Source organism: Blautia sp. An81, from assembly GCF_002161285.1.
In the GTDB taxonomy this organism is placed as follows: Bacteria; Bacillota; Clostridia; order Lachnospirales; family Lachnospiraceae; genus Blautia; species Blautia ornithocaccae.
The window spans coordinates 1-26,782 of record NZ_NFHH01000021.1 but is presented as its reverse complement, the minus strand read 5'-3'; the positions used below and the strand labels follow the sequence as shown (position 1 = coordinate 26,782).

29 protein-coding genes and 1 pseudogene are annotated in these 26,782 nt (G+C 45.3%); 5 read left to right on the top strand and 25 right to left on the bottom strand.

What is annotated here, in order from left to right:
- Positions 1-145: 145 nt before the first annotated feature.
- The 8 genes from B5G33_RS15650 to B5G33_RS15615 form a co-directional block, all read right to left on the bottom strand.
- Positions 146-1,054 carry a LysR family transcriptional regulator gene (locus B5G33_RS15650; protein ID WP_087271414.1) on the bottom strand — a complete coding sequence of 303 codons (909 nt, stop codon included), beginning with the start codon at positions 1,052-1,054 and terminating at the stop codon, positions 146-148.
- Between the two features lie 13 nt (positions 1,055-1,067).
- Positions 1,068-2,261, bottom strand: a complete 1,194-nt coding sequence (locus tag B5G33_RS15645) for a dicarboxylate/amino acid:cation symporter (protein ID WP_087418283.1) — start codon at positions 2,259-2,261, stop codon at positions 1,068-1,070.
- A gap of 118 nt (positions 2,262-2,379) precedes the next feature.
- Positions 2,380-3,129, bottom strand: a complete 750-nt coding sequence (locus tag B5G33_RS15640) for a Tim44 domain-containing protein (RefSeq protein ID WP_158229634.1) — start codon at positions 3,127-3,129, stop codon at positions 2,380-2,382.
- Between the two features lie 285 nt (positions 3,130-3,414).
- A complete protein-coding gene (locus B5G33_RS15635; RefSeq protein WP_087418282.1) occupies positions 3,415-4,203 on the bottom strand; it encodes an MBL fold metallo-hydrolase in 789 nt (262 codons plus the stop codon).
- Positions 4,204-4,224: 21 nt separating this feature from the next.
- Positions 4,225-5,310 (bottom strand): aspartate-semialdehyde dehydrogenase, encoded by a 1,086-nt coding sequence (asd, locus tag B5G33_RS15630; protein ID WP_087418281.1) that lies wholly within the window; start codon positions 5,308-5,310, stop codon positions 4,225-4,227.
- A gap of 92 nt (positions 5,311-5,402) precedes the next feature.
- Positions 5,403-6,785, bottom strand: a complete 1,383-nt coding sequence (gene argH / locus B5G33_RS15625) for an argininosuccinate lyase (RefSeq protein ID WP_087418280.1) — start codon at positions 6,783-6,785, stop codon at positions 5,403-5,405.
- Positions 6,786-6,897: 112 nt separating this feature from the next.
- Entirely contained in the window at positions 6,898-7,542 is a 645-nt protein-coding gene (locus B5G33_RS15620; RefSeq protein ID WP_087418309.1) for an epoxyqueuosine reductase QueH, read from the bottom strand.
- An 85-nt stretch (positions 7,543-7,627) separates the two neighbouring features.
- On the bottom strand, positions 7,628-8,623 hold the full coding sequence (locus tag B5G33_RS15615) for a 2-hydroxyacid dehydrogenase (protein ID WP_087418279.1): 996 nt from the start codon (positions 8,621-8,623) through the stop codon (positions 7,628-7,630).
- Positions 8,624-8,781: 158 nt separating this feature from the next.
- Here B5G33_RS15615 and B5G33_RS22635 point away from each other — a divergent pair.
- Positions 8,782-8,931, top strand: a pseudogene (locus tag B5G33_RS22635) (spermidine/putrescine ABC transporter ATP-binding protein); the annotation flags it as partial.
- On the opposite strand, the gene B5G33_RS15610 reads toward B5G33_RS22635, so the two are convergent.
- From B5G33_RS15610 to B5G33_RS15595, 4 genes are read right to left on the bottom strand one after another with little or no spacing between them, the layout of a single operon-like run.
- Entirely contained in the window at positions 8,927-10,531 is a 1,605-nt protein-coding gene (locus tag B5G33_RS15610) for a recombinase family protein (RefSeq protein WP_204247407.1), read from the bottom strand. The pseudogene B5G33_RS22635 and the gene B5G33_RS15610 sit on opposite strands and share 5 nt — an antisense overlap.
- Before the next feature lie 45 nt (positions 10,532-10,576).
- A complete protein-coding gene (locus B5G33_RS15605; RefSeq protein ID WP_087418277.1) occupies positions 10,577-11,890 on the bottom strand; it encodes an L-cysteine desulfidase family protein in 1,314 nt (437 codons plus the stop codon).
- Positions 11,883-12,851 (bottom strand): carbohydrate kinase family protein, encoded by a 969-nt coding sequence (locus tag B5G33_RS15600; protein ID WP_242974723.1) that lies wholly within the window; start codon positions 12,849-12,851, stop codon positions 11,883-11,885. The genes B5G33_RS15605 and B5G33_RS15600 overlap by 8 nt, the downstream gene beginning before the upstream one ends.
- Entirely contained in the window at positions 12,848-13,390 is a 543-nt protein-coding gene (locus tag B5G33_RS15595; RefSeq protein ID WP_330396337.1) for a helix-turn-helix domain-containing protein, read from the bottom strand. Before B5G33_RS15595 ends, B5G33_RS15600 begins: the two co-directional genes overlap by 4 nt.
- A 156-nt stretch (positions 13,391-13,546) precedes the next feature.
- Between B5G33_RS15595 and B5G33_RS15590 the strand changes: the two genes are divergently transcribed.
- A complete protein-coding gene (locus tag B5G33_RS15590; RefSeq protein ID WP_087418276.1) occupies positions 13,547-14,128 on the top strand; it encodes a LysE family transporter in 582 nt (193 codons plus the stop codon).
- 160 nt (positions 14,129-14,288) lie between these two features.
- On the opposite strand, the gene B5G33_RS15585 is transcribed toward B5G33_RS15590, so the two are convergent.
- Complete coding sequence (locus tag B5G33_RS15585; RefSeq protein ID WP_087418275.1) at positions 14,289-14,999, bottom strand: hypothetical protein; 711 nt, start codon at positions 14,997-14,999, stop codon at positions 14,289-14,291.
- Positions 15,000-15,139: 140 nt separating this feature from the next.
- Positions 15,140-15,304, bottom strand: a complete 165-nt coding sequence (locus B5G33_RS21410; protein WP_158229633.1) for a hypothetical protein — start codon at positions 15,302-15,304, stop codon at positions 15,140-15,142.
- Here B5G33_RS21410 and B5G33_RS15580 point away from each other — a divergent pair.
- Positions 15,294-16,037: an ABC transporter ATP-binding protein gene (locus B5G33_RS15580; protein ID WP_087418274.1), complete on the top strand. Its 744-nt coding sequence runs from the start codon at positions 15,294-15,296 to the stop codon at positions 16,035-16,037. The genes B5G33_RS21410 and B5G33_RS15580 overlap by 11 nt on opposite strands.
- Entirely contained in the window at positions 16,024-16,830 is an 807-nt protein-coding gene (locus B5G33_RS15575) for an ABC transporter permease (protein WP_087418273.1), read from the top strand. The genes B5G33_RS15580 and B5G33_RS15575 overlap by 14 nt, the downstream gene beginning before the upstream one ends.
- 93 nt (positions 16,831-16,923) lie before the next feature.
- On the opposite strand, the gene B5G33_RS15570 is transcribed toward B5G33_RS15575, so the two are convergent.
- From B5G33_RS15570 to B5G33_RS22025, 11 genes are all read right to left on the bottom strand, one after another.
- Complete coding sequence (locus tag B5G33_RS15570; RefSeq protein ID WP_087418272.1) at positions 16,924-17,304, bottom strand: heavy-metal-associated domain-containing protein; 381 nt, start codon at positions 17,302-17,304, stop codon at positions 16,924-16,926.
- 87 nt (positions 17,305-17,391) lie between these two features.
- Positions 17,392-19,389: a ferrous iron transport protein B gene (feoB, locus tag B5G33_RS15565; RefSeq protein WP_087418271.1), complete on the bottom strand. Its 1,998-nt coding sequence runs from the start codon at positions 19,387-19,389 to the stop codon at positions 17,392-17,394.
- 107 nt (positions 19,390-19,496) lie between these two features.
- The gene (locus tag B5G33_RS15560) at positions 19,497-19,709 is read right to left on the bottom strand and encodes a FeoA family protein (RefSeq protein WP_087271461.1); all 213 of its coding nucleotides are present in this window, start codon (positions 19,707-19,709) and stop codon (positions 19,497-19,499) included.
- A gap of 216 nt (positions 19,710-19,925) precedes the next feature.
- Positions 19,926-21,158 (bottom strand): NAD(P)-dependent oxidoreductase, encoded by a 1,233-nt coding sequence (locus tag B5G33_RS15555; protein ID WP_087418270.1) that lies wholly within the window; start codon positions 21,156-21,158, stop codon positions 19,926-19,928.
- A 233-nt stretch (positions 21,159-21,391) separates the two neighbouring features.
- Complete coding sequence (locus B5G33_RS15550) at positions 21,392-21,751, bottom strand: heavy-metal-associated domain-containing protein (protein ID WP_087418269.1); 360 nt, start codon at positions 21,749-21,751, stop codon at positions 21,392-21,394.
- Between the two features lie 9 nt (positions 21,752-21,760).
- Positions 21,761-21,940: a FeoB-associated Cys-rich membrane protein gene (locus B5G33_RS15545; protein WP_140403134.1), complete on the bottom strand. Its 180-nt coding sequence runs from the start codon at positions 21,938-21,940 to the stop codon at positions 21,761-21,763.
- Positions 21,941-22,026: 86 nt separating this feature from the next.
- Positions 22,027-22,998 carry an alanine-tRNA synthetase second additional domain-containing protein gene (locus B5G33_RS15540; RefSeq protein ID WP_242974722.1) on the bottom strand — a complete coding sequence of 324 codons (972 nt, stop codon included), beginning with the start codon at positions 22,996-22,998 and terminating at the stop codon, positions 22,027-22,029.
- Positions 22,999-23,109: 111 nt separating this feature from the next.
- Positions 23,110-24,027, bottom strand: a complete 918-nt coding sequence (locus tag B5G33_RS15535; RefSeq protein ID WP_087418268.1) for a SufB/SufD family protein — start codon at positions 24,025-24,027, stop codon at positions 23,110-23,112.
- The gene (locus tag B5G33_RS15530) at positions 24,027-24,779 is read right to left on the bottom strand and encodes an ABC transporter ATP-binding protein (RefSeq protein ID WP_087418267.1); all 753 of its coding nucleotides are present in this window, start codon (positions 24,777-24,779) and stop codon (positions 24,027-24,029) included. The genes B5G33_RS15535 and B5G33_RS15530 overlap by 1 nt, the downstream gene beginning before the upstream one ends.
- Before the next feature lie 629 nt (positions 24,780-25,408).
- Complete coding sequence (locus tag B5G33_RS21185) at positions 25,409-25,582, bottom strand: type II toxin-antitoxin system RelE family toxin (RefSeq protein WP_242974721.1); 174 nt, start codon at positions 25,580-25,582, stop codon at positions 25,409-25,411.
- Positions 25,579-25,776 carry a hypothetical protein gene (locus tag B5G33_RS22025; protein ID WP_140403136.1) on the bottom strand — a complete coding sequence of 66 codons (198 nt, stop codon included), beginning with the start codon at positions 25,774-25,776 and terminating at the stop codon, positions 25,579-25,581. The genes B5G33_RS21185 and B5G33_RS22025 overlap by 4 nt, the downstream gene beginning before the upstream one ends.
- Positions 25,777-25,954: 178 nt before the next feature.
- On the opposite strand from B5G33_RS22025, the gene B5G33_RS15520 reads away from it, so the two are divergent.
- A complete protein-coding gene (locus tag B5G33_RS15520) occupies positions 25,955-26,614 on the top strand; it encodes a tetratricopeptide repeat protein (protein ID WP_087418265.1) in 660 nt (219 codons plus the stop codon).
- Positions 26,615-26,782: the final 168 nt, after the last annotated feature.

The window sequence follows — 26,782 nt, the reverse complement described above, 5'->3', positions numbered from 1 at the left end:
CAAAAAAAGAAACACATCCCACGCCAATCGGATGTGTTTCTTTCTTTAAGAAGATATAATATAAGTGAATTCACTTGTATCATATCACGGTTTCTTCAATGGGAAAATCAACAATGATTTGATTCCTTTCAACAAATCTGTGATACTATCTGGAAATATTTTTCTCTTTGATATCCTTCAGCCATTTCATTACATGGCTGTGGAAGAGTCGGATATCCGGGTTGGGTGTGCTTCCTTTTCTGGTGAGCATATAGGTTTCCCACTCGTAAGGGCCGTCCTCAAAGGGGATCATGACCAGATCTTCCTGTTTCATATCGTCAAAAATAAAATCTACGGTTACAGAAATCCCTTTGTTCTGCTGGACCATTTTGTGGCAGAGGCTGAAGCCGCTGGTTTCAAAAACAATATTTGGCTCAAAACCGGCTTTGCGGCATTTTTCCACGATCAGACTGTGAATGTGGAATTCCGGACTTTCAATATACAGTCTCTCGCCTTCAAGATCCTGGATAGAAACCGTTTCCTTTTTGCTTAAAGGATGGGCCTGGTTCACCAGAAGCTTGATCTCAAACTTTTCCATAAAAGTGGCTTCCATATATTTTAAGCTGTGGTTCCCCACAGTAAAGGCCACGTTTCCCTCCCCGGACAAAAAACGGCTCTCCACCTGATGATCCGGATATTCCCGGTAGTGAAGACTGATCTGGGGATACTTTTCTTTGAAGTCTGCAATGCATTCTGGCGTCACCAGACGCAGGATCCCATAGGCAGAAAGAAGGTCGATCTCATGTTTCTCCTGCTGCTCCATACAGCGGATTTCACTGCACACCATCCGGTAAGGCCCTATAAAATCTTTCAGATGCTCATAAAGATATTCTCCTGACCTGGTCAGGCTGATTCCTGAGGCTGTTCTGTTCAGCAAAGTGGCTCCCATTTCATTTTCTACATTCTTTATGATCCTGCTCAGTCCCTGAGGGGTCATATACAGAGCATGAGCCGCTTTGGTAATGCTCTTCTGCTCGCACACGATTTTAAAATATTCCAGTTCCTTCAGATCCATTTTTTATCTTCCTTTATAATTCCAACTCTATCTTCTGTTCCTTAATATCATGTTTTCTGGCATATCCGGTAAGGATCATGGTCAAAGCTCCGTCTCCGGTAATGTTGCAGGCAGTTCCAAAACTGTCCTGAAGTGCAAAAATCGTAAGGATCAGAGCTGTCCCCGTCTCATCAAATCCAACTACTCCTGTGATCAGGCCCAGGGAAGCCATAACCGTACCTCCCGGAACCCCAGGGGCTCCGATGGCAAAAACACCCAGCAGGAAGCAGAACAGCACCATAGTCCCCAGATCCGGAAGACTTCCATAAAGGATTTTGGATACCGTCATTACAAAGAACACTTCCGTCAGCACAGAACCACAGAGATGGATATTTGCGAAAAGAGGAATCCCGAAATCCACCATATCATCCCGAAGAGCAGGTTCAGACTTCTTTGCACATTTCAGAGCCACTGCCATGGTAGCCGCAGAAGACATGGTTCCTATAGCCGTAATATAGGCCGGGCCATAATTTTTCAATACCTTCAGAGGATTGGTCCTGCAGTAAACACCGGCAACTCCGTATAAAAGGGCCAGCCAGATATAGTGGCCTATCAGCACGATTATGATCACCTGGATAAATACCGGAAGCTGTTTTGTGATGGTCCCCTCATAGGATAAGGTACAGAAGGTTGCCGCAATAAAGAAGGGAAGGATGGGTATCACCACTTTTGTCACGATCAGAAGGATCATCTTCTGAAACTCCTCCAGAAGCCGGATCGTATTTTTCGCTTTGGTCCAGGCAGCGGCCAGACCGATAAGCACCGAGAGCACCAGAGCACTCATTACTTCCATCACGGGAGGAATATCAAGCTGAAATACCATTTCCGGCAGTTCTTTCAGGTTCCCTGCCTGTGAAGCAATAGACAGATGTGGGATCAGTCCATATCCGGCCCCCATGGAAAACAATGCTGCCAGCACCGAGGAAGCATAGGCGCAGACAAGGGCTACACCCAGCATCCGGGAGGCGCTGCTTCCCAGCTTTGTTATAGACGGTGCGATAAAACCGATAATGATCAGCGGAACACAGAAATTGATCACCTGGCTGAGAATATACCGCAGGGACACAATGACATTCATAAAGGTCTCATTTGCTGCCTGTCCTAATATAATACCGATGATCACTCCCAGAATCAGCCGAAAGGGAAGGCTTTTCCATATTTTTTTCATAGTCGTTTCCTTTCATGTAAGATTTCTAGTTGATTATAGACTATACAGCAGGTCAGGTCTATCTTTTTTTCCTTAAGATTTACGGATAAATTTCTCAGACCCACCTGCTGCCAATATTTCATAGTATTCCCTGAGACAGGGCATCTATATCCATCTCTTCTTTCTGTCTGATCTCCTGAAGCACCCACCGTTCTCCCCGGTAAACAAACTTCCAATATTCAAAGAAAGCTTCCGGCCTGGTATTTCCCCGGATTACCTTTCTGGTTTTTGTATCTATGTAATAACCGATCATTTTCCCATGGATCAGATACCAGATCATATCATATTCTTCTCCTGGATTGTCTTCTACATACACGGGCATGGCGCTTAAAAGTTTTACGTTTTTCTGGATCACCGCCTCTCCCCGGACCTGCATCCACTGGAGCTTACTGTTAAATTCTTCCAGCATGTCTTCACTGAGATAGGGTGCGCCGTAAGCCGCATCCATCCGCCGCCAGCATTCCTGCACCTGGAAATAGGTCTCTTCTACCTGCTTCTGGACCTCCCGATAATCCCAGTTATCTCCCAGCTGGGAGAAAATTTCCATAGCTTTCCAGCTCTTTGCTCTGGCTGCCCTTGCTTTTCGGATCAGGATAATGGTGCCGCCGCTGGCTGCAAAGACCATAATGCCAGCCTGCATGATAAACCCTGCAAGGCTGGAACCTCTGCTGCTTCCACTACGATAACTGCTGTGGCTGCTGTAACTGCCCCCTCCTGAGGAGCCGCCGCCTCCGGAGCTTCCCCCTCCTCCTGCTCTTCCCCAGACAGGTGCTGCAAGAAGAAATATAAGGAGCAGGGTAACGATTGGAATGTATTTGTTTTTTCTCATGTTCATCTCCTTAAAATGAAATCGGCACAAAACAGACTTCTGCCAGAATTATTTTTCTTATGACGTTATTCTTCTAGAAGTCTGTCTCCTCTATCTTATGAACTGTAAATTGTGCCAGTCCAACACTTACGATAAAGGCTGCCACCCATGCTGCCACAGTCAGAACTCCAGGAAGAACCCCAATAAAATTTCGTGATAAAATCCAATTTCCACCGGTACGCCCCTGTATGCTCGGCCCCCTATAATTCCTATATACTGCAAAGCTTTTAAAATCCCGATACCCGATTATATTTCCAGCCCTTCTCCGCAGCGCAGATACTGGATTTTCATTCTCTGGGCCAGATAATCATAGGCTTCCTGGCCGGTGCAGTGGCAGGTATAGAACTTTGTATCGTATTTTTTCAGTTGGCCTGCGATCTCCTCCAGAACATTTGGGGGAACTGCCTTTCCTGTGGCGGGGATATTCAGATGAAATCCGCCGATACACACCTTGGGATTCCACTTGGAAGCTTTTTCCATGATATTTACTACTCCCTTATGTCCGCAGCCCATAATAAGTACAGGATTCTCACCGTGGATGAGGAGATTCTGCTCATGGGCAAAGGCGTCTCTCCCCTTCTCATCCAGTAGGACGTCATTGGCCTGGGAATGGCATTTTTCCTGACCTGTGACGGTAAATAGTTCCAGCTCCTGGTCAATCTGAAAATCTCCTTCCAGCAGTAGGACCTGGGGATGACTGGCCAACTCCGGCTTCAGTCCGATATTCCTTGCTTTTCCCTGAGCTGTGGAATAATGGGGCTCAAAGGCCTTTTTCTGTATATAGACTCTGGCTTTGGAATTGAGCTTCAAAAATTCTTCCAGACCGCCTCCATGGTCATAATGGCCATGGGAAATGATCACAGTATCTACTTTTTCCAGATTGATTCCCAGTTTCCCGGCATTTTCCAAAAAGGTACGGTCCGGTCCCAGATCAAAGAGCAGCCTGTGATCCGGGGTCTCTATGTAAAGAGAAAGCCCGTGGGCGGCCTTACACTCACCCACGGACTGATTTTCTACCAGCATAATTGCTTTCATAGTATTTTCCCTGTAGTCCTCTTACTTCTTGGTAATGTATCCCTGAGCTTTCAGAGTCTCTGCACACAGTACAGCGCCGCCTGCTGCTCCGCGGACTGTATTGTGGGATAAACCGATAAATTTGAAATCGTAAACCTTGTCCTCTCTCAGACGGCCTACAGAAATTCCCATTCCCCTCTCATAGTCTACATCTGCCTTTACCTGAGGACGGTTCTCCTCTTCCATATACTGGATGAACTGCTTAGGCGCACTTGGCAGCTCCAGTTCCTGAGGAACTCCTTTAAAGTTTACCAGCTTCTCGATAAGCTGCTCTTTGGTAGGTTTCTTCCGGAACTTCACAAAAACTGCTGCAGTATGTCCATTTAAGACAGGAACACGAACACACTGACAGGTGATCACCGGCTCTTTGGCTGGAACGATCTGACCATCTTTGATCTCGCCCCAGAGACGAAGAGGCTCCATCTCGCTCTTTTCTTCCTCTCCTCCGATATAAGGGATAATGTTTTCCACCATCTCCGGCCAGTCTTTAAAAGTTTTTCCGGCTCCGGAGATTGCCTGATATGTAGTTGCCACTACTTCATATGGTTCAAACTCTTTCCATGCAGTAAGCACCGGCGCGTAGCTCTGGATCGAGCAGTTTGGCTTAACAGCAACAAATCCTCTGGTGGTTCCCAGACGCTCTTTCTGATATTTGATCACTTCAAAATGCTGAGGATTGATCTCCGGCACTACCATTGGCACGTCGGGAGTCCATCTGTGTGCACTGTTGTTAGAAACAACTGGGGTTTCTGTCTTTGCATACTCTTCTTCAATAGCTTTTATTTCCTCTTTGGACATATCCACTGCAGAGAATACAAAGTCTACAGTAGAAGCTACCTTCTCTACCTCGGATACATTCATCACAACCAGCTTTTTTACTGCTTCCGGCATAGGTGTATCCATTTTCCAGCGTCCGCCTACTGCTTCCTCATAGGTTTTTCCTGCACTTCTTGCACTGGCTGCCACAGTTACAACCTCAAACCAGGGGTGATTTTCCAGAAGAGAAATAAATCTCTGTCCAACCATTCCTGTAGCACCTAAAATTCCAACTCTTAATTTCTCACTCATATTTTAGCCCTCTATCCTTTCCCAGAAAGACATATGTCTTCTTTCCGCATACATTTTTCATAGATTCTAATATATCAAACTTTTCAGAAAAGTCAAGAATTTTCTTTCAAATATTTTTTATGAAGCTCGATTACCTGTTTCATGGCTTCTGTACCCGGGGCCCCGATAGTATTTCGTTTCTCCACACAGTTCTTCATGCTGATGGCCTCATAAATATCTTCCTCAAACACCGGACTGATGGCTTTATATTCCTCCAGGGACATCTCATCCAGTGAAATGTTTTTCTCAATGCAGTGAAGGACAAGCTGACCCACAATCCCGTGAGCATCACGGAAAGGCACCCCGTGATTTACCAGATAATCTGCCGCATCTGTAGCGTTGGTAAATCCGTTTTTGGCGCTTCTCTCCATATTTTCTTTCTTAAATTCCATGGTAGAAACCATGCCGTTAAACAGAGCGATGCAGCCTTTTACCGTGTCAATGGCGTCAAAAGTAAACTCTTTATCCTCCTGCATATCCTTATTATATGCCAGAGGAATGCCTTTCATGGTAGTGAGCATGGACATCAGGGCTCCGTAAACTCTTCCGGTCTTTCCTCTTACCAGCTCTGCAATATCCGGATTTTTCTTCTGGGGCATGATACTGCTTCCGGTGCTGTAACCGTCATCAATCTCTACAAACTGGTACTCGTTAGAATTCCACAGAATGATTTCCTCGCAGAATCGGCTTAAATGCATCATGATCAGAGACATATCGGAAAGAACTTCAATAAGGTAATCTCTGTCCGATACAGAGTCCATGCTGTTCAGGGTAGGGCCGTCAAAGCCCAGAGCTTTGGCCGTATACTCCCGGTCCAGAGGATAAGTGGTCCCTGCCAGGGCGCCGCTTCCCAGAGGGCAGAGATTCAGCCTTTTTCCTGTATCGGCCAGGCGGCTTCTGTCCCTCTTAAACATTTCAAAATACGCCCCGAAATGATGGGCCAGAGTTACCGGCTGGGCCTTCTGAAGATGGGTAAAGCCCGGCATATAAGTGTGAAGGTTTTCCTCCATGATCTTCAGAAGAGATTCCAGCAGTTCCTTTAACAGCAGATCCATTTCTTTTATCTCGTCCCGGACATACATTTTCATATCCAGGGCCACCTGGTCATTCCGGCTTCTTCCTGTATGGAGCTTCTTTCCCACATCCCCTTTCCGGTCAATGAGATTTGCTTCCACAAAGCTGTGAATGTCCTCATACTCCGGGGAAAATAAAAGTTTTCCCTCTTCAATATCCTTTAAGATCCCTTTCAGTCCGTCCAGGATCTCCTCTTTTTCCTCGTCCGTAAGAATTCCCTGCTTTGCCAGCATAGAAGCATGGGCCATACTTCCGGTAATATCCTGTTTATAAAGCTTCTGATCGAAACCAAGTGAAGCGTTAAAATTATATACTAACTGATCCGTCTCCTTGGTGAAACGGCCTCCCCATAACTGTGCCATATTCTATCCTCATTTCTTTTGTTTTTAACTTCTGTAAAATTTTATCACTTTATAGTATTAACCGCAAGACTTTTCCTCTGGCAGCTCCTCCATTTCCGGAATGCTTCGCCCTTTACTGCTGCTGACTGTCCGCTTTTTGTCTCTCCCGTTCCATTTTAGAAAAGACACAGCCGCAGTAGTCCTGACGGTATAAACCATATTCCCTGGAAAGCTCTGTGGAACGCTTGTAGCCGTTTTTCTTCTTAAAGTCCGAAGGAAGATGCTTCACATGATAAATCTGCTCCAGTTCTTCTCCGATTTCATTGAGCTTCTGGGCATTTTTTAAGGGACTGATGGTAAGGGTGGTGGTGAAATAATCGTAGCCTCCCCTGGAAGCCATTTTGGCCGCCTCTTCCAGCCGGAGCCGGTAACACTTAAAGCATCTCTCCCCTCCCTCCGGCGCTTCTTCCAGACCTTTTGCCATCTGAAAGAACTCCTGAGGGTCGTATTTCCCTTCTACAAACCTGGGCTTATGGAGAAAAGGCATTTCCTCAATGAGCCGCTGAAGCTCTCTGGTCCTTTTGTCATATTCTTCTCTGGGGGAAATATTGGGATTGTAGAAAAAATCTGTAATTTCAAAATACGGACTTAAATATTCCAGCACATAGCTGCTGCAGGGAGCGCAGCAGCTATGAAGGAACAGCCGGGGAACTCTGCCTTCTTTTTGATTTTCCTCTATGATCTTTTCCAGTTCTTTCTGATAATTTCTTTTATTCATATCTTCTCCTGTAAAAAGGAGCTGACGCATTAATCAGAATCCTAAGTATTTAATGCGGCAGCTCCCTATGATTAATATATTTTTTCTACTGTGCCTCCACTTCGTTTCCTGTAGTCTCCCCTTTTTCAAAGGCCACGGCATTGTCCAGAGTAGTTCTGGAAATAGCCTCCAGAGCTTCCTGGGTAAAGAATCCCTGGTGGGAAGTGATCATAACATTCGGGAAAGAAAGAAGTCTGGCTGTGGTGGAGTGTTCCAAAATCTCATCAGAACGGTCCTCGAAAACATTCTTGGTCTCTTCCTCATATACATCCAGTCCTACGCCGGAAAATTTTCTGGCCCGGATTCCATCGATAAGATCGTTGGTCTTTACCAGACCGCCTCTGGAGGTATTGACCAGGATCACACCGTCTTTCATCTTGGCAATAGTATCTTTATTGATCAGATGATAGGTGCTGTCCATCAGCGGGCAGTGAAGAGAGATCAGGTCGCTCTGTGCCAGCAGTTCATCTAAGGACACATAAGTCACAAAATCCTTTAAAGAAGGATTTTCATATACGTCATAGGCAATAACCTTCATACCGAAGCCTCTGCAGATCCTTGCCATGGCAGCGCCGATCTTACCTGTTCCCACGATACCAGCGGTTTTCTGGTAGAAGTTAAAGCCCATAAGTCCCCCCAGGCTGAAGTCATTTTCCCGAACTTTCACATAGGCCTTATGAATACGGCGGTTTACCGACAGAGCCAGTGTCATGGCATGTTCTGCTACAGCTTCCGGAGAGTACCCCGGCACACGCATGACCTTAATGCCGTATTCCTTTGCTTTTTCCAGGTCTATATTGTTAAATCCGGCACAGCGCATAAGAATCAGCTTTACTCCTGCCTGATGAAGGACTTCCATAGTCTGTGTTCCAACATCAGAACTTACAAAAGCGCATACCGCATCATAGCCTTTTGCCAGAGGAGCGGTCTTCGGAGCCAGATCCGTCTTCAGATATTCAATTTCAATACCTGGATAATTAAGTGCCTGTTTTTCAAAAGATTCCTTGTCATAACTTTTTGTATCAAAAAATAAGATTTTCATCTTCTGCACCTCCTATATTGTCATCAAAAGGATTTCCTCATTTTCTATTTCTATACTATAATAATTTGTACTATATTTGTCAAGTACCGGAAAATCCACATATCATATGGTATATGACAAAAAAGGAACTCTGGTTCCCACAGGAAAGGAAGTGCCTTATGGCTGCACCTCTTTTAGAAATTAAAGATATCAGTTATGCTTATCACACAAAATCCGGGGAAACTCCCGCCCTTTCTCATATATCTTTTCAGGTTTATCCCGGAGAATTCGTAGCCGTGGTAGGTCCCTCAGGCTGCGGTAATGCTACGGCAGTTCAGGAGAAACAAAAAGGTAAAGTTTCAGCACTCCTCCCTCCCAGATGAGCTTCTCCGCCCAAAGTCCCAGATAAGCCCGCTTATTTGGAACAGACAAACATGAGGATAAAAATTTCGGGTCCGAATACCGGCGAGCAATGTTTTCTCTCTCTTTCTTGTTGAAAGAATTCTTTTCCCCATTCGCCTTTTCTCTCAAATATTCTCTCTGGGCCAGCCGGCTTTGAATCTCTTTTTTTAGAAATTCTGCCAGGTCCCCATCTTCTGTTTCTGCCAGTCTCTGGGTCAGTCGCCGGGCTTCTCTCTCCAGTCCCTGAGCTTCCTTCCGTATCTTTTCCCATTCTCCTTCCCGGGATTTTTCCTTCTCCGTTCGCCTTCTGATTTCCAGGAAGATTTCTTCCAGAGAAAACTCTTCGCCTGTCTTTTTCATGAGAAATTTCCACACCAGGCAGTCTCCAAGATTCCCCAAAAGGGGGATCTCCTGACAATCCCGTCCTCTGGTTTTATCCCGGCAGGGGCACCGATAGGAAAATTTCCGCTGTCCTTCTGTGGTAATCTGCTCCCTTCTGTAATATTTAGGACGCATCCTGCAGCCGCAGGAACAGAATAAAAATCCCGACAGCAGACAGGCTTCATTCTGGACCCGGCCCTCCCCTGGTTTTCCCAGGCGATGTCTTTTCAGAAGCTTCTGTACTCTTAAAAAGTCTTCCTGTGAGATCATTCCTTCATGTTCTCCCTGGGCGATGATCCATTCCTGTGGAGACGCCTCCTGGCCCCGGTACCTGGAAGATACCGTTCTTCCATAGCTTATGAGCCCCTTTTCCTCTCTGATCTCCTCTCTGGAAAACCCCATCTGGCAGCCCAGAGAAGCAAAATATTCATAAGCCTTCTCTCCGCTTTGACAGTATACAGGATTTTCCAGGATTTCCCCTATGGCTTCAGGAGTATAAATTCTGTCTCTTCTTGTAAAAATCTGCCTTTCTACCAGCAGTTCTGCCGTTTTAGTCAGAGAATGGGAATCTAAAAACTCCCGGAAGATGAGCCGGGGAATCTCTGCCTCTTTTTCCTTTACTTCCAGATAAAAGGCCTTTTTAAGCTTCCCCTCTCCGTAAAGCTTTTCCCGGACCTGAAAGCCCAGAGGTGTATTTCCTCCCAGCCATCTCCCGCTCTTAGCAAGAAGATACATATTGTCCCGGACCCGCTCTCCGATCTGCTCACGCTCCATCTGGGCAAGAACCCCGGAAAAATACACCATGGCCTTTCCCATAGGGGTGGAGGTATCAAAACGTTCCCTGATACTGACAAATTCTGTATGCTCCCGGTTCAGCTTTTCAATGAGCAGAGCCAGATCTGCCAGATTCCTTCCCAGACGGTCCAGCCGGTAGCAGACCAGATACTGAAAAGGCCTTAGTTTCATGTCTGCTAACATTTTCTGAAACTGAGGCCTGTTGGTGTCCTTCCCGGAAAACCCTTCGTCCCTGTAGACCAGGATCTGGGCTTCCCGGGAATTTTCTATATATTTTTCTATGTATTCCCGGCACAGGAAGATCTGATTTTCAATGCTCTCTCCTCTGCCTGTCCATTTTGACTTTCTCACATAAACAGCGATCCGCACAGGAATCCCTTCTTTTCCTTGGGTTCCTTATAGTATATGCAGAGGATCTTCCTTCTGTTTCTCCTTTCCCTGATTGCGGATCATAATGTCGATGATCTTTTTATCGGTTTCTCTCATGCCGTCTCTGGCAAGCTGGGATACGTTTTCGATGGTCTCCTCGATTCCAGAGGCCACAATGCCGTCTCCCCCATAAAATTCACTGCCGAACTGATACATTTTCATTCCCAGAGTACCGGCCTCCACTGCAGAGGCGATCTTTGCCGCACAGCTTGCTTTGGCTCCGTCGCAGACAACTCCGGAATTAATGGCCAGAGCATTTACAATAGTATGAGCGATTTCCTTAAATCTGCCTCCATAGAGATAAGTAATCCCCGCTCCGGCTCCGCAGCCTGCACTGATAGCGCCGCAGTAAGCGGACAGCGTACCGATGCCGGATTTTAAGTGTATGGTCACCAGATTGGAAACCACAAGGGCCCTTATCAGTGTTTCTCTGGATACCTTCATATCTTCTCCGTAAACAATAACCGGAAGAGAGGCGGTCATTCCCTGGTTTCCGCTGCCGGAATTGATCACTACCGGCATATCGCAGCCGTTCATTCTGGCATCAGAGCCTGCAGCAGCCATGGCCTTGGCCCGGTTATGGACACTGTTTCCGTAAGACAGCAGTAAGATCTTTCCGATTCCGGCGCCCCATTTTCCACTGAGACCTTCCTGGGCAATGGCCGTGTTATAATCAATCTGCCTCTGGATCACCTTTTCTACATGGGAAATCTCCACCTGGTCTGCAAACCGGATGATCTCTTCCACACTGAGCAGGCTTCTGTCTGTCCGCTCTCCTTCCTGTCCTTCTGCATAATCCTTATCCAGCAGGACTTCTCCGTCTTTCTCCACATAGACTACATTTGTATGATGTCCCTGGATCCGCACAGAGCACTGATGTCCCTCTCCCTGAAGCTCTACGATAATGTCAAAAACACAGCCGGATTCCACAGTTTTCACCTCAAAAGCTGCCGCCTTCAGATAGGCGCTGATCTCTTCTACTTCCTTTGAAGTAATATCTGCCAGTACTTCCAGCTTTTTCTCTGCCTTTCCGGCCACAACTCCCGCTGCTGCTGCGGCAGGAATTCCCCGAAGGCCGCCGGTATTTGGCACTACTACGCTTTTTACGTTTTTAATGATATTTCCGCTGGCGCTGATGATCACTTTCTTAGGCAGGCTCCCCAGAGTCTCTCTGGCCAGAGCTGCTCCATAGGCAATGGCAATAGGTTCTGTACAGCCCATGGCAGGTACCAGCTCTTCCTCCAGAATCTTTATATACGCCTCATAGAGTTTCTTATCCATTTTTCTTCCCCTGTTCTTTGATTATTTTATCCACATCTTTCCATAAAATCTTTTCCCTGCAGGCTCCCACCTGCCGGACGGCCAGAGCACCGCAGGCATTTCCGTACAGTCCGCAGGTATACAGATCTTTCTTCTCAGACAGTCCGTAAAGGAACCCGGCGCAGAAGCTGTCTCCTGCTCCGGTGGTATCCACACATTCTACAGAAAATCCGGGAATGGCAAAAGCTTCTTTTTTGTTTTTTATATAGCAGCCTTTCCCTCCCGTCTTGATCACTGCACAGCCTGCCCCACATTCTAATAGTGCATGGGCAATCTCTTCCGGTGCAGATTTTCCAGTCAGCAGCTGGCCCTCCTCCTGGTTGGCAAAAAGGTAATCCACCTGGGAGAAAGTCTCCTTCATATCCCAGGCTGTCTCTCCTTTTTTCCTCTTGGTCATGTCCGCGCAGACTGTGAGCCCCTGCTCTTTTGCTCTGGCAAAAATCTCTGAAAGTTCCTGGTTTTCCAGACAGGGAGAGACAAAAATACTGGCCAGGCAGAGGATACCCACGTCCTCGGGAAACTTCCTGGGAATGTGTTCCCTTTTCAACTTTCGCAGAGAGCTGGCCGGATTGGTCAGAAAGCTTCTCTCTCCGTTCTCCTGGACTAATACTACATTTAATCCCGTAGGAATATCCTGGTCATACTGAAGGAAATCCTTGCGGATTCCTCTTGCTTCACAGTGAGCCCTCACCATTTCTCCCATCTTGTCCTTTCCAAGTAAAGTACACAGGTAGGGACTTTTTCCCAGATCTGCCAGAACCGTGGCTTCATTCAGTCCGTCTCCCCCTGTAGACAAGAGGATTTCCCTGGCCGGCCAGGAACCTGCGGCAAAAACCTCAGGAGACGCCGGATAAACCAGCACATCTCCCACAGCCGCTCCTATGATCATAATATTTTTCATAGCTTTTCTCTCATTTCTCATGGATTGTATAAGATCATATGCAGGACCGTCATCTCCTGCCCTGTATTTCTGTAAGAATGGATCCTGTCTCCCGGAAACCGGATACTTTCTCCTTTCGCTACAGTAAACACCCGGTCCCCGGTCCGTACCTCCAGGCTCCCGGCAAAAACTGTAATAAATTCCGCAGTTCCTTTCAGATGAGGTTCTGATTCCCAGAAGCTGCCCGGATCCAGTTCCAGATAATAGACTGCAAATCTCCGGTTCTCATCATCAGGAAAGAGAGAATAATTTCTGACTTTTCCCTCATCTTCCAAAAGAGGCTGGACCTCCTCTGTTTTTACAATTTCATAATCGGATTTTGGCCGCAGGGTAAGGGCGTCGAAAGGCACCTTCAATCCATTGGAAATTTTCCATAAAGTAGAAATCGTAGGATTGGCGTCCCCCCTCTCGATCTGGGCCAGCATACTCTTGCTGACTCCGCTGAGCCTGACCAGCTCATCCATGCTCAGATTGTTCTTTTCCCGGAGGTCTTTCACGTTTCTTGCAACAATCTTATTCATTGAGTCCAAAATATCACTTCCCTATTGACATTATATTGATATAGATATATTATTATATTGTAATTTCAACAGTATAGTATACATTTTATTACATTATAAAATTATACTCGCTGTTTGTAAAGATGAAAATATTACAAGAAAGAAGGAGTGGTTTCTTTGTTCCCATTGTATGATTTTTTAATCTACTGCTTTATTACCGCCTATACCCCAGGCCCCAATAATCTGCTCTCTATGAGCAATGCAGCCCGGCTGGGCTTTCGCCGCAGTGTCTCCTTTAACTTTGGAATCACTGCTGGATTTTTCTTTGTTATGAGTATCTGTACCCTGTTCAGCGCCACTTTATATACCCTTCTTCCCAAAGTAAAGTTCCTCATGCAGATACTGGGGGCCGGGTATATGCTCTATCTGGCATGGAAGGTATGGAAAAGCTCCGGAGACCTGAAGGCAGAAGGGGGCAAAGAAGCCAGCTTCACTGCCGGAATGCTCCTGCAGTTTATGAATCCCAAAATCTACATCTACGCCATTACCGCCATGTCCCTTTATATCCTGCCCTTATATTCCTCTCCTCTGATCCTTTTCGGCTTTGTCCTGGTCCTGACCCTCATCGGTGCTTCCAGTTCCTATGTATGGGCCCTGTTCGGTTCTGCTTTCTGCAGATTCTTTGCCCGGCATACAAAGGCCGTAAATTTGGTCATGGCTTTACTGCTGGTATATTGTGCAGTATCCCTTTTTCTGTAAGACCAGAGAATTTCTGAATATATCTGTCGTAGAAGAAAGAAGCAGGAAGTTCTATCTGAACTGTTCCTGCTTCTTTCTTTTTTCGCGGCTCTGCCCTGGGTGCACCAGGGACAAAGATCTCCTTGTACACCCAAAGCTGGCATTCCGTAATGTATATTGTTTATAGGTTTATTCTCTCCACATACTGGCTGAACCGCAGATACCCCCACCTGGAAACCAGCCAGGCTGCCAGGATCAGCGGCAGGTAGATCAGGTTTGGCACCCTTAGTATCTCCAGAGTCTCTGAGCTCCAGAGATCAGCAGTAAAACGGGGCAGCACATTCAGGAGGAATAAGAATCCCACAACCAGAATCCCCCTCAGAACTTTCCCTCCTGTTCCTTTAAGAGGAAACAGGTTTTGGACATATATGTCATAAGAATAGATTAAAAAAGCTAATAAAATGCAATAGGGAATAAAAAGAAAATTTACTCCTTCCGCAATACCGGGATCTAAGCCGGCCCGTATCATTGACAGGGCATTTACAAATATTATTCCAGCAAGAGAAATCCAAAGAATATAAAGATATTTTCCTGTTTTCCAAAGGCTATAATAAAGCCTTTCTTCTTTGCAGGATTTCTTTCTCTCTGAAACAAGTTCCCGGGCAAAGGCTTCCATATCACCCAGCCGGGTTTTTAATTTTTCTCCGTTTTTTTCTGCTTCCTGGGCCATACTGATCAAATCCCTGCGGATCAGCTCACTTTCCATCACCCCTACCTTTTCGTGATAAAGAAAACGAATAATTTCCTCCAGTGTTTCCTGGTTCTCCGGCTCCAGTTTCCACTGTTTGTTTTCATTATCGTATTTTAACTGCTGCCACCGATTTTTCTTCATAGGAACGCCTCCTTTGGCGGCCTGCCGCCTTTCTCTGTAAGGAAATGATATTATCCGTATGTAGTTTCTAATTATATTGTACCGCATAATAGTCGAAAAACAATCTCTATTCCGCAAATCCAACCTCTTTTTCTGCAAAATCAAGGGCATTCAGAAGGGTAGCTGAGATTTTTCAAAATCCGGTCCAGGATTTCTATTCTCTCTTCTTTTGACGGCACTTCTTCCCTCAACTTTTCTCCAATCTGTACAGCCCAGAAGTCCAGGATTTCTTTTCGGCGCAGTTCTCCCTGCTCTATGATCTCCATTGGGATTTCCCGGTCTCTCATTCTTCTCCCGCCTTTTCCTTCTCTCTGCTATACTATGCCTTCCGGCTCTTTTTGTTTCCCCTGGTCTTCTGTAGGTAAATCTACCCTTCTGGATATGCTCTGCGGACTTCTGAAGCCTGAAAAAGGAGAAATCCTCTTAAAGGGAAAGCCTATGGAAGAGACCGCCACCAATATCGGCTATATGCTTCAAAAGGACCATCTTTTTGAATGGCGCACCATATACAGCAATGTTCTGCTGGGTCTTGAGATACAGAAGAAAAAATCCGAAGAAAATATTGAAAGAGCAGAACATCTCCTTACCGATTACGGGCTGGATAAGTTTAAGGATTCACGGCCATCCCAGCTTTCCGGAGGCATGCGCCAAAGAGCGGCTCTGATCCGCACCCTGGCCCTTGACCCGGAGCTTCTCCTCCTTGACGAGCCCTTCTCCGCCCTGGATTATCAGACCAGGCTTTCTGTAGGCGACGATATTGGAAAGATCATCAGGAAGGAAGAAAAAACCGCTATACTGGTAACCCATGATATTTCAGAAGCCGTGAGCATGGCAGACCGGGTCATTGTTTTCAGCAGGCGGCCAGCCACCGTACAGAAAATCATCTCTATAGAGTTTGATCTGGAAGACCGGACTCCCATGGCCTCCCGAAGCGCTCCGGAATTTAAAAATTATTTTAATGAAATCTGGAAGGAGCTGAACCGCCATGAAGAACTCTGAGCCGGTTTCCCTGCGGCAGAAAAAATATCTTCTGTCCATCAGACGGAATTCCATTCTTATACAGGTCTCCAGAGTTCTTCTATTTGTATTTTTAGTAGGACTGTGGGAGATATCTGCAAGAACCGGGCTCATTGACTCTTTTATCTTTTCAAGCCCGGGGCAGATCCTGGAAAAGATGTGGGAAATGCTTCTGGACCACACCTTGATCGACCACGTTTCCATTACCCTTCTGGAAACTCTCATAAGCTTTGCACTGGTAACCATACTGGGAATCGGCTGCGGTGTGCTCCTCTGGGCCTTTCCCCGGCTGTCTCTCATTCTGGAGCCTTATCTGGTAGTGCTGAACAGTCTTCCAAAATCTGCTCTGGCCCCTCTTCTCATTGTGTGGCTGGGCAGCAATATGAAAACCATTATCCTGGCAGGAATCTCTGTGGCTGTCTTCGGAGCCATTATGAATCTTTATACGGGATTCTGCGAGACAGACCCGGATAAACTAAAGCTTATCCGAACATTGGGAGGAAACAAGAAAGATGAACTGCTGAAAGTGATCCTTCCCGGGTCGGTCCCTTTGATCTTAAGCGTTATGAAAGTAAATATCGGCCTTTCTCTCATTGGTATCGTGATCGGGGAAATGATCGGCAGCAAGCGAGGCCTGGGATATCTGATCATCTATTCCAGCCAGGTCTTCCAGCTTACCACCATGATCATGTCCATTGTGATACTCTGCGTCATGGCAATACTGCTCTATGCATTGATCAATCTTCTCCAGTGGATTTACCAAAAGCGCCTATGAAATATTTAAAAAGGCCGCAGTATAAACAAGGCAAAATTTCTTTCAAACCTTGTTTGTACTGCAGCCTTTTAAACTACTTCTCTTTATTGACTTCTACTTCTGTCTGATCCCGGTAACCTGATACCCGATCATTTCCACAGCATCCTTCAAAATATCATCTCCGATTTCCCGGTCATAGGAAACTACGGCTCTTCCTTTAGAAAGATTCACCTCGGCGCTGACACCGTCGATCCTGTTCAACATTGCAGTCACATTCATCACGCAGTGGTCACAGCTCATGCCGGAAATCTCCATGATCTTTTTGCCCAGTACCGGACCCTCCAGTTTCTTTTTCTTCATTTTCCCAGCACTGGGACAGCTTGCGCCAGCTGGACAGCCGATACATTTCACGCCCTTTTTCTTGGCTTTCACAATATAAGAAACTGCCAGACCTAAGATAATGACCAGAACAAGAAGTGCAATCACATTTTCCATATACTGTCCTCTCCTCCATTCAAAACTCTCTGTACTAAGAAGAAGCAGCCGGCGGGAGAATTTCCTGCCGGCTGAAAAATTATTTTCTTATGCATGCAGACTGTATTCTGCTGCGAATTCCTGATCGGATTTGCGTATTCTCCAGATGATAATAGCTGCAAATACTAAAATAGCAATCAGTCCTGGAACAAAGGCTGTTCCCAGAGCGCCAGTAGCAGCCAGGGTACCAATCTGATATACAAGGAACGCTACTGTATAGCCGGTAGCAAGCTGGAGGCAGATACCGCCGAAGAGCCATTTTCCGCTCTTCATTTCCGAGTTCATAGCTCCCAGAGCCGCAAAACAAGGAGGCGTATACAGGTTAAACATCAGGTATGCCAGGGCAGCAACCTTTGTAAGTCCCATAACAGTTGCTACATCGCTGCCGCTTCCCACCAGCGCCAGTTCTTCCGTATCAATCAGGTTTGTCACACCATAAACAACAGCCAGAGTACCTACTACGTTCTCTTTGGCGATAAAACCGGTAACTGCTGCTGCTGCAAGCTGCCATACGCCGAATCCCAGAGGAATAAATAAAATGGAGATCGGATGGGCAATACTTGCCAGGATAGAAGTGCTCTCTGCACCTTCTGCCACAAGCTGGAACTGCCAGTTAAAGCTCTGCATGATCTGAACCACTGTGTTGCAGACCAGGATAATGGTTCCGGCTTTGATGATATATGCTTTACCACGCTCCAGCATGGATACGCAGGCTCTCTTTAAGCTAGGAACTTTATATTCCGGAAGCTCAATGATGAAGAAAGATTTACGATATTTCTGTCCAGTGATCCTCTTTACAAGGAGTGCTCCCAGAAGGACCAGTACAATACCTACCAGATACATAGTTGCAGATACCCACCATGCGTCTGCGAAGAAAGCTCCGGCAAATAATGCGATTACAGGAATTTTAGCTCCACAGGGCATAAATGGCGTCAGCATAGCGGTTGTTCTCCGCTCTCTCTCATTGCGGATAGTACGGGAGGCCATAACGCCTGGGATCGCACATCCGGTACCGATCACCATAGGAATTACAGATTTACCGGAAAGACCTACTCTTTTAAAAATCGGGTCCAGTACAACAGTGGCACGGGCCATATAACCGCAGTCCTCAAGAAGAGCAATGAGGAAATACATAACCATTACCAGCGGCAGGAAACCTACTACTGCGCCAACGCCGCCAATAATACCGTCAACCAGGATTGCATACAGCAGAGGATTGGCATTTTCCATCATTCCGCCTACCCATCCCTGGAAGGTTTCAATCCAGGCAACCAGCCAGTCTGCGATCCAGGTTCCCAGTGTAGTCTGAGATATGTAGAAAACCAGGAAAATAATCACGGCAAAAATGGGAATACCAATGATCTTATGGGTGATCACCGCGTCAATCTTATCCTGAATAGTCTTATCTTTTGTAAAGACTTTTCTCTTTTCTACTTCCTTTACAATATTGTTTACAAAATCAAAACGTTTTCTGTCCGCAGCTTCTACTGCGCTTTTGTCATGAAGGTCGATATCTGCCTGGACATAAGGCGCCTTCTGCCCTTTTCCATATAAGGCGGCAGCCTGGCTTACAGCCTCTTTCAACCCTTCATGTCCCGAGGAAGTAGAGACGGTCTTCACCACCGGACAGCCCAGCTTCTCAGACAGACGCTTTATATCGATTTTTGTCTGTTTCTTTTCTGTAATATCACTTTTATTTAAAGCTACTACTACAGGAACGCCCAGTTCCAGAAGCTGTGTGGTAAAAAACAGGCTTCGGCTTAAGTTTGTGGCATCCACAATGTTAATGATCGCATCTGGATGTTCATTTTTCACATAACTGCTGGTGATGCTCTCTTCTGAAGTAAAGGGAGACATAGAATAGGCGCCAGGCAAGTCCACTGCGATCAATTCTTCCCCTCCATCATAGTAAGCCTTTTTGATCGGGCTTTCCTTTCGCTCTACCGTAACACCGGCCCAGTTTCCAACACGTTCATTTCTTCCTGTTAACGCATTGTACATGGTGGTTTTTCCGCTGTTAGGATTTCCTGCAAAAGCAATTCTCATATACAAGGTTCCTCCTTCATCCAATTAGTTGGCGCAAACAAAAATTAGTTTTTACTAACCTATGGCCAATTATTAAATTTTTTCAGTGAACAGGATCACTGCTTATTTTATATTGAAATAGCCTTGGCTAAATCAGTATCAATATTATATCTGCCATCTTTAATGGAAACCACACATCCGCCTTTTAAATGGGAAACTACCGTAATAGGCTCCCCTGTATAACATCCCAGAGAAAACAGGAAGGCCTCCAGTTCCTCATCGTCTGTGGCAATGTCTTTTATAATATATTCTTCGCCTTCTTTGGCATCCAATAAAGTCATATTCTTTGTCCTTTCTAACTAAATACAAAAAGTCTCTTTAAATCCTTTTTGTTAAGTTAGGTATCGCTACCTTTCACAATGATTAGTATATTCTAACTAATTGATTCTGTCAAGAAATACTTTATATTTTTTTTATTTTTAACAAAAAAATACTGTAGACAGCAAAAACTCCAGGCTTTCATGACTATAATTTCCGCCTGGAGTTTTAGCGATTTCCTATTCTTCTTCTTTTAAGCCCTGCATATATTTATCCATGGCCTCTGCCACTTTTTTGGAATGGGCGACTGCCTCCACTACAGTTCTTGCGCCATTTACTACATCACCGCTGGCAAAGATTTCCGGACGTGAGGTATGCCCCTCCTCATCTGCCACCAGCAGTCCTCTCTGGTTGGCATCCAACCCTTTTGTAGTGTTTACAAGCTGATTTCTGGGGCCCTGGCTAATGGAGATGATCACGCTGTCCGCAGGGTAAAGCTTTTCTGTTCCCGGAATCTGCTCAATGGAGCCGTCTTCTTTTTCCTCTGCATCAGCAAAGATGACCCCTTCATCGGTAATCTCTACCGGTATCTTACAATAGACAAATTCTACCCCTTCCAGCAGTGCATAATTATATTCATGCTGGCTGGCCGCTACTGTAGACGTTCTGGAAAAGCACTGAAGCCAGCGTACACCTTTACGTAAGGCTGTTCTGGCCACATCCATGGCGGAATTTCCTGCTCCTATAACAATGACCCGTTCTCCCAGGTGGAAGCTGTCCGGATTATTCAGATAATTTATGCCGAAATGTACATGTCCCAGAGTTTCTCCCTTAATGTGGAGAGTATTTGGACGCCACACTCCGGTTCCCACAAAAATTGCCTTATAGCCGTCTCTCAGAAGGTCGTCTATGGTGATCGCCCCGCCAATGGTCGTATTTGGCCGCACTTTGATGTCTTTCAGAAGCAGATGTCTGTATTCAAAGTCATCCAGCACGCTCTTTGGCAGACGGAATTCCGGAATACCATACCGCAGCACACCTCCGATTTTATCCTTTCCTTCAAAAATAGTTACCTGATATCCCTTCCTGGCCAGAAGGACTGCAATGGTCAATCCGGCTGGACCGGAGCCGATGATCGCCACCCGCATTCCATTTGGCTCTGCCGGTCCTTTTACCATTTTTGAACTGTAGGTACTGGAAATATAATTTTCAATGGTGGAAAAGTGTACCGGAGCTCCCTTTTTACCAAGGACACAATGTCCCTCACATTGATTTTCGTGATTACAGACCAGACTGCATACCGTAGTCAGAGGATTGTTCTCAAAAAGCATCCATCCCGCCTTGTCCAGCTCTCCGTTGAGCATAAGCTGGATCACCTGGGGAATGGGAGTATGGATCGGGCACCCTTTTTGGCACTGGGGGACTTTACAGTTCAAACATCTTTTAGCCTCATCTAGTACATGTATTGCCATATTCATCCTTCCTTTCTTCTCTGGCAGAAACCTCTCCTTTTTATCAGCTTTTGTATATCTCCATTGTACTATCCGTGTATTGCACTGTCAAAGTTCCCTCTTTAGGGAATATAGAATAAAATTTAGAAAAAGGGACTGGAACTGCCCATAAAACCAAATCAAGAATAGCGCTTCCTGACATAGGTTTCATACCTCAGTTCCAGTCCCATCTGCTTCAATCCTTTCTGCTTCTCTCAGCCGATAGAAACCACCTTAAAACCGGCTTTTTCCACTGCCAGCCGCAAGGTTTCATCTTCTACCGGTCTGTCGAAAGAGACGATTGCTCTGTTTTTCTTCAAATCCACTTTCGCAGCCACACCGTCAATCTTATTCAGCTCTGAGGCCACGCTCTGCCTGCAATGTTCACAGTGCATCCCTTCAATCTGGATGATCTTTTCTCCTATTTTAGGATTCTTCAGCATCTTTCTCTTGGCTTTCACCGTACTGCTTCCGCCTCCGCAGCAGGCTCCTTCTCCCTTAAAATGCTTTACCGTGCCTTTTACTGCAAAAATCAGTACAATCAGCACAATTATCAATATAATTGCATCTGTCATAACAAGTCCCTACTTTCCTGGATTTTTCATATCACAATAATCCTTTTCTCTGCTCCCAGGACAGTTTCCGCCGCAGCCGGAACAGCCTCTGCACCCAGCCTGGGGATTTTTCCTGATTTTAATCTGCCTGCGGATCACAAATCCGCAGCAGATCCCAATTACTGTAAGTACCAATATATCTGCGATCATCTTATCCATCTCCTGAGAGTCTTTTTAGTTATCACTAACTCTATTAATACAAATACTCTTTTTTCAGGAACTTGTCAACACCTGATTTACAAAGGTTCATCAGCTATCTCTATCTTATTGACCTCTTCGTCAGTCTCATTCTCCGTGTGTTTTACTCCCACTGTTCCAGCCACCACATAATAGTTGAACCTGGGTTCATAATAGAATTCCTTCATCAGAGAAAAGTTCTCTATCTTCCCTGTACTCTCCACATGCATCAAAGGACCTGTACAGTGCATGAGATAATCCCCGATTTTCACATGTTCTTCATCATAGGGGACTATAGGAAGGTCCTGCCGGATTATATCCAGTATCTTTGCTTCTATTTCCTCCAGATCAAACTCCGGCCTGCTCTGATAATTTATGGCAAATCCATGGCGGATATCCGAGCGGTGATAGTCTGGCCTGGGAATGTCCTTCACACAGTATCCAAAAAGATCTTCAGCACTGTGAGCCATCTTCCGATATATAAGAGAACTGAAAGCAATCTGGGCAATATTGTCCGGCGGCGGTCCGAAAAGAGAAGGTCTGGTAACGATAACCTCTTCTCCAATTCCGATCAGCAGGTCTGCATTTCTCTTTAAAGCCGGATATAAAATCTCAAAATGCTCCACAATTACCCGCTTATGCTGGGAGGTCACATGGCGAACAGCCTCTGCGATCTCCTCCAAAGACACATATTTTTTTGCTGTCCGCACATCTACATGAAAGGTCTTTGGCGTGTAAAATCCCACTTCCTCAGAATTTAAAAGAGGCATGTTCAGAATATCAAATTCATCGTCTTCCTCTACTGTCTGGATTCCAGGAAACATCCCCTTGATCAGCCAGCTCTTTCCTGAGTCCTTTGCCCCAATGATTCCGATGATACGGTCAAAGGGATTCAGATACATCTGGGTAATCTTTCTCCCCAGTTCCATCATTCTTTTGTTCCCTCTGGGAGCAAAGAAGAAATTGTACAGATTGCACTCATGTCTTACATTGTTATAAACCATAGAAACACCCTCATTCCCAATATCCATGGGACTGTGGCACGAAGCCAAATCAAGAATATTGATCTGTTTCATATCACAGTCCCTATCGTTTTATAGTTGCTTCTATTTTATCAGAGAAAGAGTCTAAAATACGTCTGATTATTTCAAAAATCCGCTGATGATCTGCTCTTCTGCCTCTTCCTCGGTCAGTCCCAGAGTCATCAGTTTAATGATCTGTTCTCCGGCGATTTTTCCGATAGCTGCCTCATGGATCAGAGCTGCATCGGAATTGTTGGCCGTAATCTCCGGAATAGAACTGATCTTGGCGTTGCCTACGATAATGGCATCGCATTCTGTATGACCGCTGCATTTGGCATTTCCGTTTAAGACAGACTGGAATAACTGGTAGGAGTCATCCCTTGCAACAGAACGGGAAATGATGTTGGCCCCTGAATCCTCTCCGTTCATATCTACGATAAAACGGCTCTCTGCCTTCTGGATACCATGGGTCATCAGTCTTTCCATAACCTTAATGCTGGCGTGGTCCGCCAGTTTTGCAGTGGTCTTACGGATAGTAGAGTCCACACCTTTAATCTGAGCAGTGTCCATTTCCATATAGCTGTTTTCGCCCACTTCAATGATAGTCTCCGGATTCATGATCCTCTGACCTTTTCCGTCGCCGGTTCCATAATGCTTCTCCACATATTTTACTCTGGAATTTTTTCCGATAAAGAAGCTGTGGATACCATCATGCTGGCTTCCGTCATCAGTACCGCAGTGGATACCGCATCCTGCAATAATGGTCACGTCACAGTCGTCACCAATATAAAAATCATTGTAAACGGTCTCTTTCAGGCCTGCCTGGGACAGCACTACGGGAATATGCACACTTTCATTTTTTGTTCCCGGTTTAATCTTGATGATGATGCCGTCTCCGCTTTCTCTTGGCAGAATCTCAATATGTTCTGTGCTGTTTCTGGCCTCCGTCTTGCCGTTTGTGCGGATATTATAGGCTCCCACCGGAATCTCATGGAGTCCGGAAACCGCCTCTAAAAGTTCTTTCTGTATTGTATCCATCAGTTCAGTCCTCCTTTTTGCCAAATGGCGCAGTTTGCTGTATCTTCCGGAGCATCTGCCGCATTTAACAGTCCCGGCAGCACTTCGTCTCTGGTTCCTCTCTTCACCAGCTTACCTTCTGCGATCACAAGGATTTCATCTGCTGTATTCAGGATCCTTTCCTGATGAGAGATGATCAGAATGGAACCATGTTTTTCTTTGTGAAGATTTTCAAACACATGGATCAGATTCTGGAAGCTCCAAAGGTCGATCCCTGCCTCCGGCTCGTCAAAAACAGATAATTTAGTATTTCTGGCCATAACGGTGGCGATCTCAATACGTTTCATCTCGCCTCCGGAAAGACTGGAATTTACTTCTCTGTTAATATAATCTTTCGCACAAAGCCCTACCTCAGAAAGGTACTGACAGGCTCCTGAAAGGGAAATCTCTTTTCCTGCAGCCAGATTGATCAGGTCAAAGACCGTCACGCCTTTAAACCGCACCGGCTGCTGAAAAGCATAGCTGATACCGGCTTTGGCTCTGTCTGTAACGCTCCAGTCTGTAATGTCTTCTCCGTCAAAGAAGATCTTTCCTTCCGTGGGCTTCTGGATACCGGCAATGATCTTGGCCATAGTGGACTTTCCGCCCCCGTTCGGTCCTGTAATGGCAACAAACTTATTGTCCTCCAGGGTAAAGCTTACATGCTCCAGGATATCCTTCTCCTTGTCCTTTTCGTCGTCTACACGAAAAGAAACATCTCTTAATTCAAGCATTGTTTTTCCTCCGTTTATATATGAATATAGATATTTTTTGTCCGGTTTCTATTATATACGCCTGTCCGGCTCTTGTAAACTCTATTTTTACTTTTCTTTCCATAAGAAAACAGAGCTATCTTAGAATATAGATTGACAGACCCGCAGTCAGATGATATATATAAGACAGTTTCGGATCATTCGCCTGGCATGGGGCTGACACAGCCATTCTTTAACCGGCGCCATTGAAATCAGAAGGTGATAAAATTGAAAAAATCAAATACTTTTTATATCGCATTATTTCTTTTCCATGGTGTTTTTTATTTCACAGCCTTTTATTTGAGATTATTTACTTTTCGGGGATACAGCAGAAATTATCTTCTGACCACTCCCTTTACCTGGTTTTATGGTCTTTGGGGACTGTGGATTGTCCTTAACCTTTTTATCCTTGTACTTTTGATCCTCAAGAAAAAACATCACTGTACCTTTTTTATCCTTGAGATCATTTTTACCTCTGTTTCCCTGGGACTATTGCTGCTTTCCCTGATTTGGTACGACTTTGCTTCTTTGTCCATAGTCAGCGGCTGAACATAAAGAGGGCATAAAAAGCTTTGTTACTTCTCTAATCTTTTTATGCCCTCTAAGATTTTCTAATATCTTTTATAGATGTCTCCTCTATTTCCGATATTTTCAATATTAATAATTTTCATTTCCTCATCAATGGAGTAAATCACCCTGATAGTACCTACTCTGAGTCTAAACAGATCATACCCCTGAAGGCGTTTTATATCTGTTCCTTCTGGCAATTCAGATATCGCCTTCAAAATATTTCTTCAAAACTTATAGTTTTTCCATCATTTTCTTTTTCCGCTTCCTGAATCATCTGAAGATCCCATTCATCTGGTGGAATCTCCTCTCTCGCATAAGCCTTTAGAGATTCCAGCATATCCACTATAAACACCAGTCTTCTGTCAGGTATCCCATCTATCAACTCCATAATACGCTCTTTATTACTCATGTAATCACGCCCTTTCTCAGCGAGCAGACTGTTAAATTATTTTCTGTCTGTATTATAACATGTATTCCAAAATACTTGTCTCTTTATTTATACACAAATATCCTGTCTTATGCTATACTAAGATATCAGAAAATAATCCGCCGATATATCGGCTTTACTAAATTTCAAGGAGTTACTTATGAACGTTAAAAATCTGAATCTCAGTGTAGAAGAACTAAAAATTCTGGCGGAAAACGGCCAGAGAGATTTTATTTATGGAGTAGGCTATTACTATGAAAACGGAATCCGCACCTCTGTAGATCTGGCCCAGGCCGCCGTCTGGTATGAGAAAGCGGCAAAAAAGGGGCAAGCTGAAGCCGCCATGCACCTGGCGCTTATGTATTACCAGGGAAAAGGCGTGGAAAAAGATGAGCGGAAAGGCCTCCGGTATATGGAACAGGCGGCCAAAGACGGAAATGTCAACGCCCAGTTTAATATGGGACGGTGCTATGAGGAAGGCCTGGGAACAAAACCAGATCCCTCCAAGGCCTTCGACTGGTATAAAAAGGCTGGCGCACAAGGAGACTTCCGGGCTATGTGCTGTATGGGCGTCTCCTATCTCTCCGGACAACCTGTTCCATACGACCCGGTCAAAGCTTTCCAGCTATTTGAAAAAGCTGCAAATGCCAATATCCCTGCTGCCCAGTACAACCTCTCTGTACTCTACCGTTACGGAGAAGGAGTGGAAAAAGATGAGGAAAAGTCAGATTTCTGGCGGATGAAGGCTGCCCAGAACGGTTTTAAGCTTGCCATAAAAGAGCTGGAAAATCCGGATAAAGATCCGGAGGAACTGGCGTGAAAACTATAGACAACAAAGGGGAAGAATAATGGAATAAAGGACGCTGTCGTGGTAGTGTAAAAAACTTTGTGGCTTTGGTAAAAAATGGCTCCTTTTTGGTAAGAATTACAGATATGACAATTCTTATCGAAAAGGAGTTTATTTATGGCAGTAGCAAAAGACCAAATC

Excerpts from the sequence above, each read along its gene's own strand:
- B5G33_RS15540 (WP_242974722.1), bottom strand. The coding sequence starts at position 22,998 with ATGGATATTGGGAATGAGGGTGTTTCTATGGTTTATAACAATGTAAGA.
- B5G33_RS22025 (WP_140403136.1), bottom strand. The coding sequence starts at position 25,776 with ATGAGTAATAAAGAGCGTATTATGGAGTTGATAGATGGGATACCTGAC.
- B5G33_RS15530 (WP_087418267.1), bottom strand. The coding sequence starts at position 24,779 with ATGCTTGAATTAAGAGATGTTTCTTTTCGTGTAGACGACGAAAAGGAC.
- B5G33_RS15585 (WP_087418275.1), bottom strand. The coding sequence starts at position 14,999 with ATGAAGAAAAATCGGTGGCAGCAGTTAAAATACGATAATGAAAACAAA.
- B5G33_RS15575 (WP_087418273.1), top strand. The coding sequence starts at position 16,024 with ATGAAGAACTCTGAGCCGGTTTCCCTGCGGCAGAAAAAATATCTTCTG.
- B5G33_RS15645 (WP_087418283.1), bottom strand. The coding sequence starts at position 2,261 with ATGAAAAAAATATGGAAAAGCCTTCCCTTTCGGCTGATTCTGGGAGTG.
- B5G33_RS15560 (WP_087271461.1), bottom strand. The coding sequence starts at position 19,709 with ATGACTTTATTGGATGCCAAAGAAGGCGAAGAATATATTATAAAAGAC.
- B5G33_RS15570 (WP_087418272.1), bottom strand. The coding sequence starts at position 17,304 with ATGGAAAATGTGATTGCACTTCTTGTTCTGGTCATTATCTTAGGTCTG.
- B5G33_RS15640 (WP_158229634.1), bottom strand. The coding sequence starts at position 3,129 with ATGAGAAAAAACAAATACATTCCAATCGTTACCCTGCTCCTTATATTT.
- asd (WP_087418281.1), bottom strand. The coding sequence starts at position 5,310 with ATGAGTGAGAAATTAAGAGTTGGAATTTTAGGTGCTACAGGAATGGTT.
- B5G33_RS15615 (WP_087418279.1), bottom strand. The coding sequence starts at position 8,623 with ATGAAAATCTTATTTTTTGATACAAAAAGTTATGACAAGGAATCTTTT.
- B5G33_RS15555 (WP_087418270.1), bottom strand. The coding sequence starts at position 21,158 with ATGGCAATACATGTACTAGATGAGGCTAAAAGATGTTTGAACTGTAAA.
- B5G33_RS15600 (WP_242974723.1), bottom strand. The coding sequence starts at position 12,851 with ATGAGAAATGAGAGAAAAGCTATGAAAAATATTATGATCATAGGAGCG.
- B5G33_RS15535 (WP_087418268.1), bottom strand. The coding sequence starts at position 24,027 with ATGGATACAATACAGAAAGAACTTTTAGAGGCGGTTTCCGGACTCCAT.
- argH (WP_087418280.1), bottom strand. The coding sequence starts at position 6,785 with ATGGCACAGTTATGGGGAGGCCGTTTCACCAAGGAGACGGATCAGTTA.
- B5G33_RS15580 (WP_087418274.1), top strand. The coding sequence starts at position 15,294 with ATGATCTCCATTGGGATTTCCCGGTCTCTCATTCTTCTCCCGCCTTTT.
- B5G33_RS15520 (WP_087418265.1), top strand. The coding sequence starts at position 25,955 with ATGAACGTTAAAAATCTGAATCTCAGTGTAGAAGAACTAAAAATTCTG.
- B5G33_RS15620 (WP_087418309.1), bottom strand. The coding sequence starts at position 7,542 with ATGAATAAAAGAAATTATCAGAAAGAACTGGAAAAGATCATAGAGGAA.
- B5G33_RS15650 (WP_087271414.1), bottom strand. The coding sequence starts at position 1,054 with ATGGATCTGAAGGAACTGGAATATTTTAAAATCGTGTGCGAGCAGAAG.
- B5G33_RS15605 (WP_087418277.1), bottom strand. The coding sequence starts at position 11,890 with ATGGATAAGAAACTCTATGAGGCGTATATAAAGATTCTGGAGGAAGAG.
- feoB (WP_087418271.1), bottom strand. The coding sequence starts at position 19,389 with ATGAGAATTGCTTTTGCAGGAAATCCTAACAGCGGAAAAACCACCATG.
- B5G33_RS15545 (WP_140403134.1), bottom strand. The coding sequence starts at position 21,940 with ATGATCGCAGATATATTGGTACTTACAGTAATTGGGATCTGCTGCGGA.
- B5G33_RS15595 (WP_330396337.1), bottom strand. The coding sequence starts at position 13,390 with ATGAATAAGATTGTTGCAAGAAACGTGAAAGACCTCCGGGAAAAGAAC.
- B5G33_RS15635 (WP_087418282.1), bottom strand. The coding sequence starts at position 4,203 with ATGAAAGCAATTATGCTGGTAGAAAATCAGTCCGTGGGTGAGTGTAAG.
- B5G33_RS15550 (WP_087418269.1), bottom strand. The coding sequence starts at position 21,751 with ATGACAGATGCAATTATATTGATAATTGTGCTGATTGTACTGATTTTT.
- B5G33_RS21410 (WP_158229633.1), bottom strand. The coding sequence starts at position 15,304 with ATGGAGATCATAGAGCAGGGAGAACTGCGCCGAAAAGAAATCCTGGAC.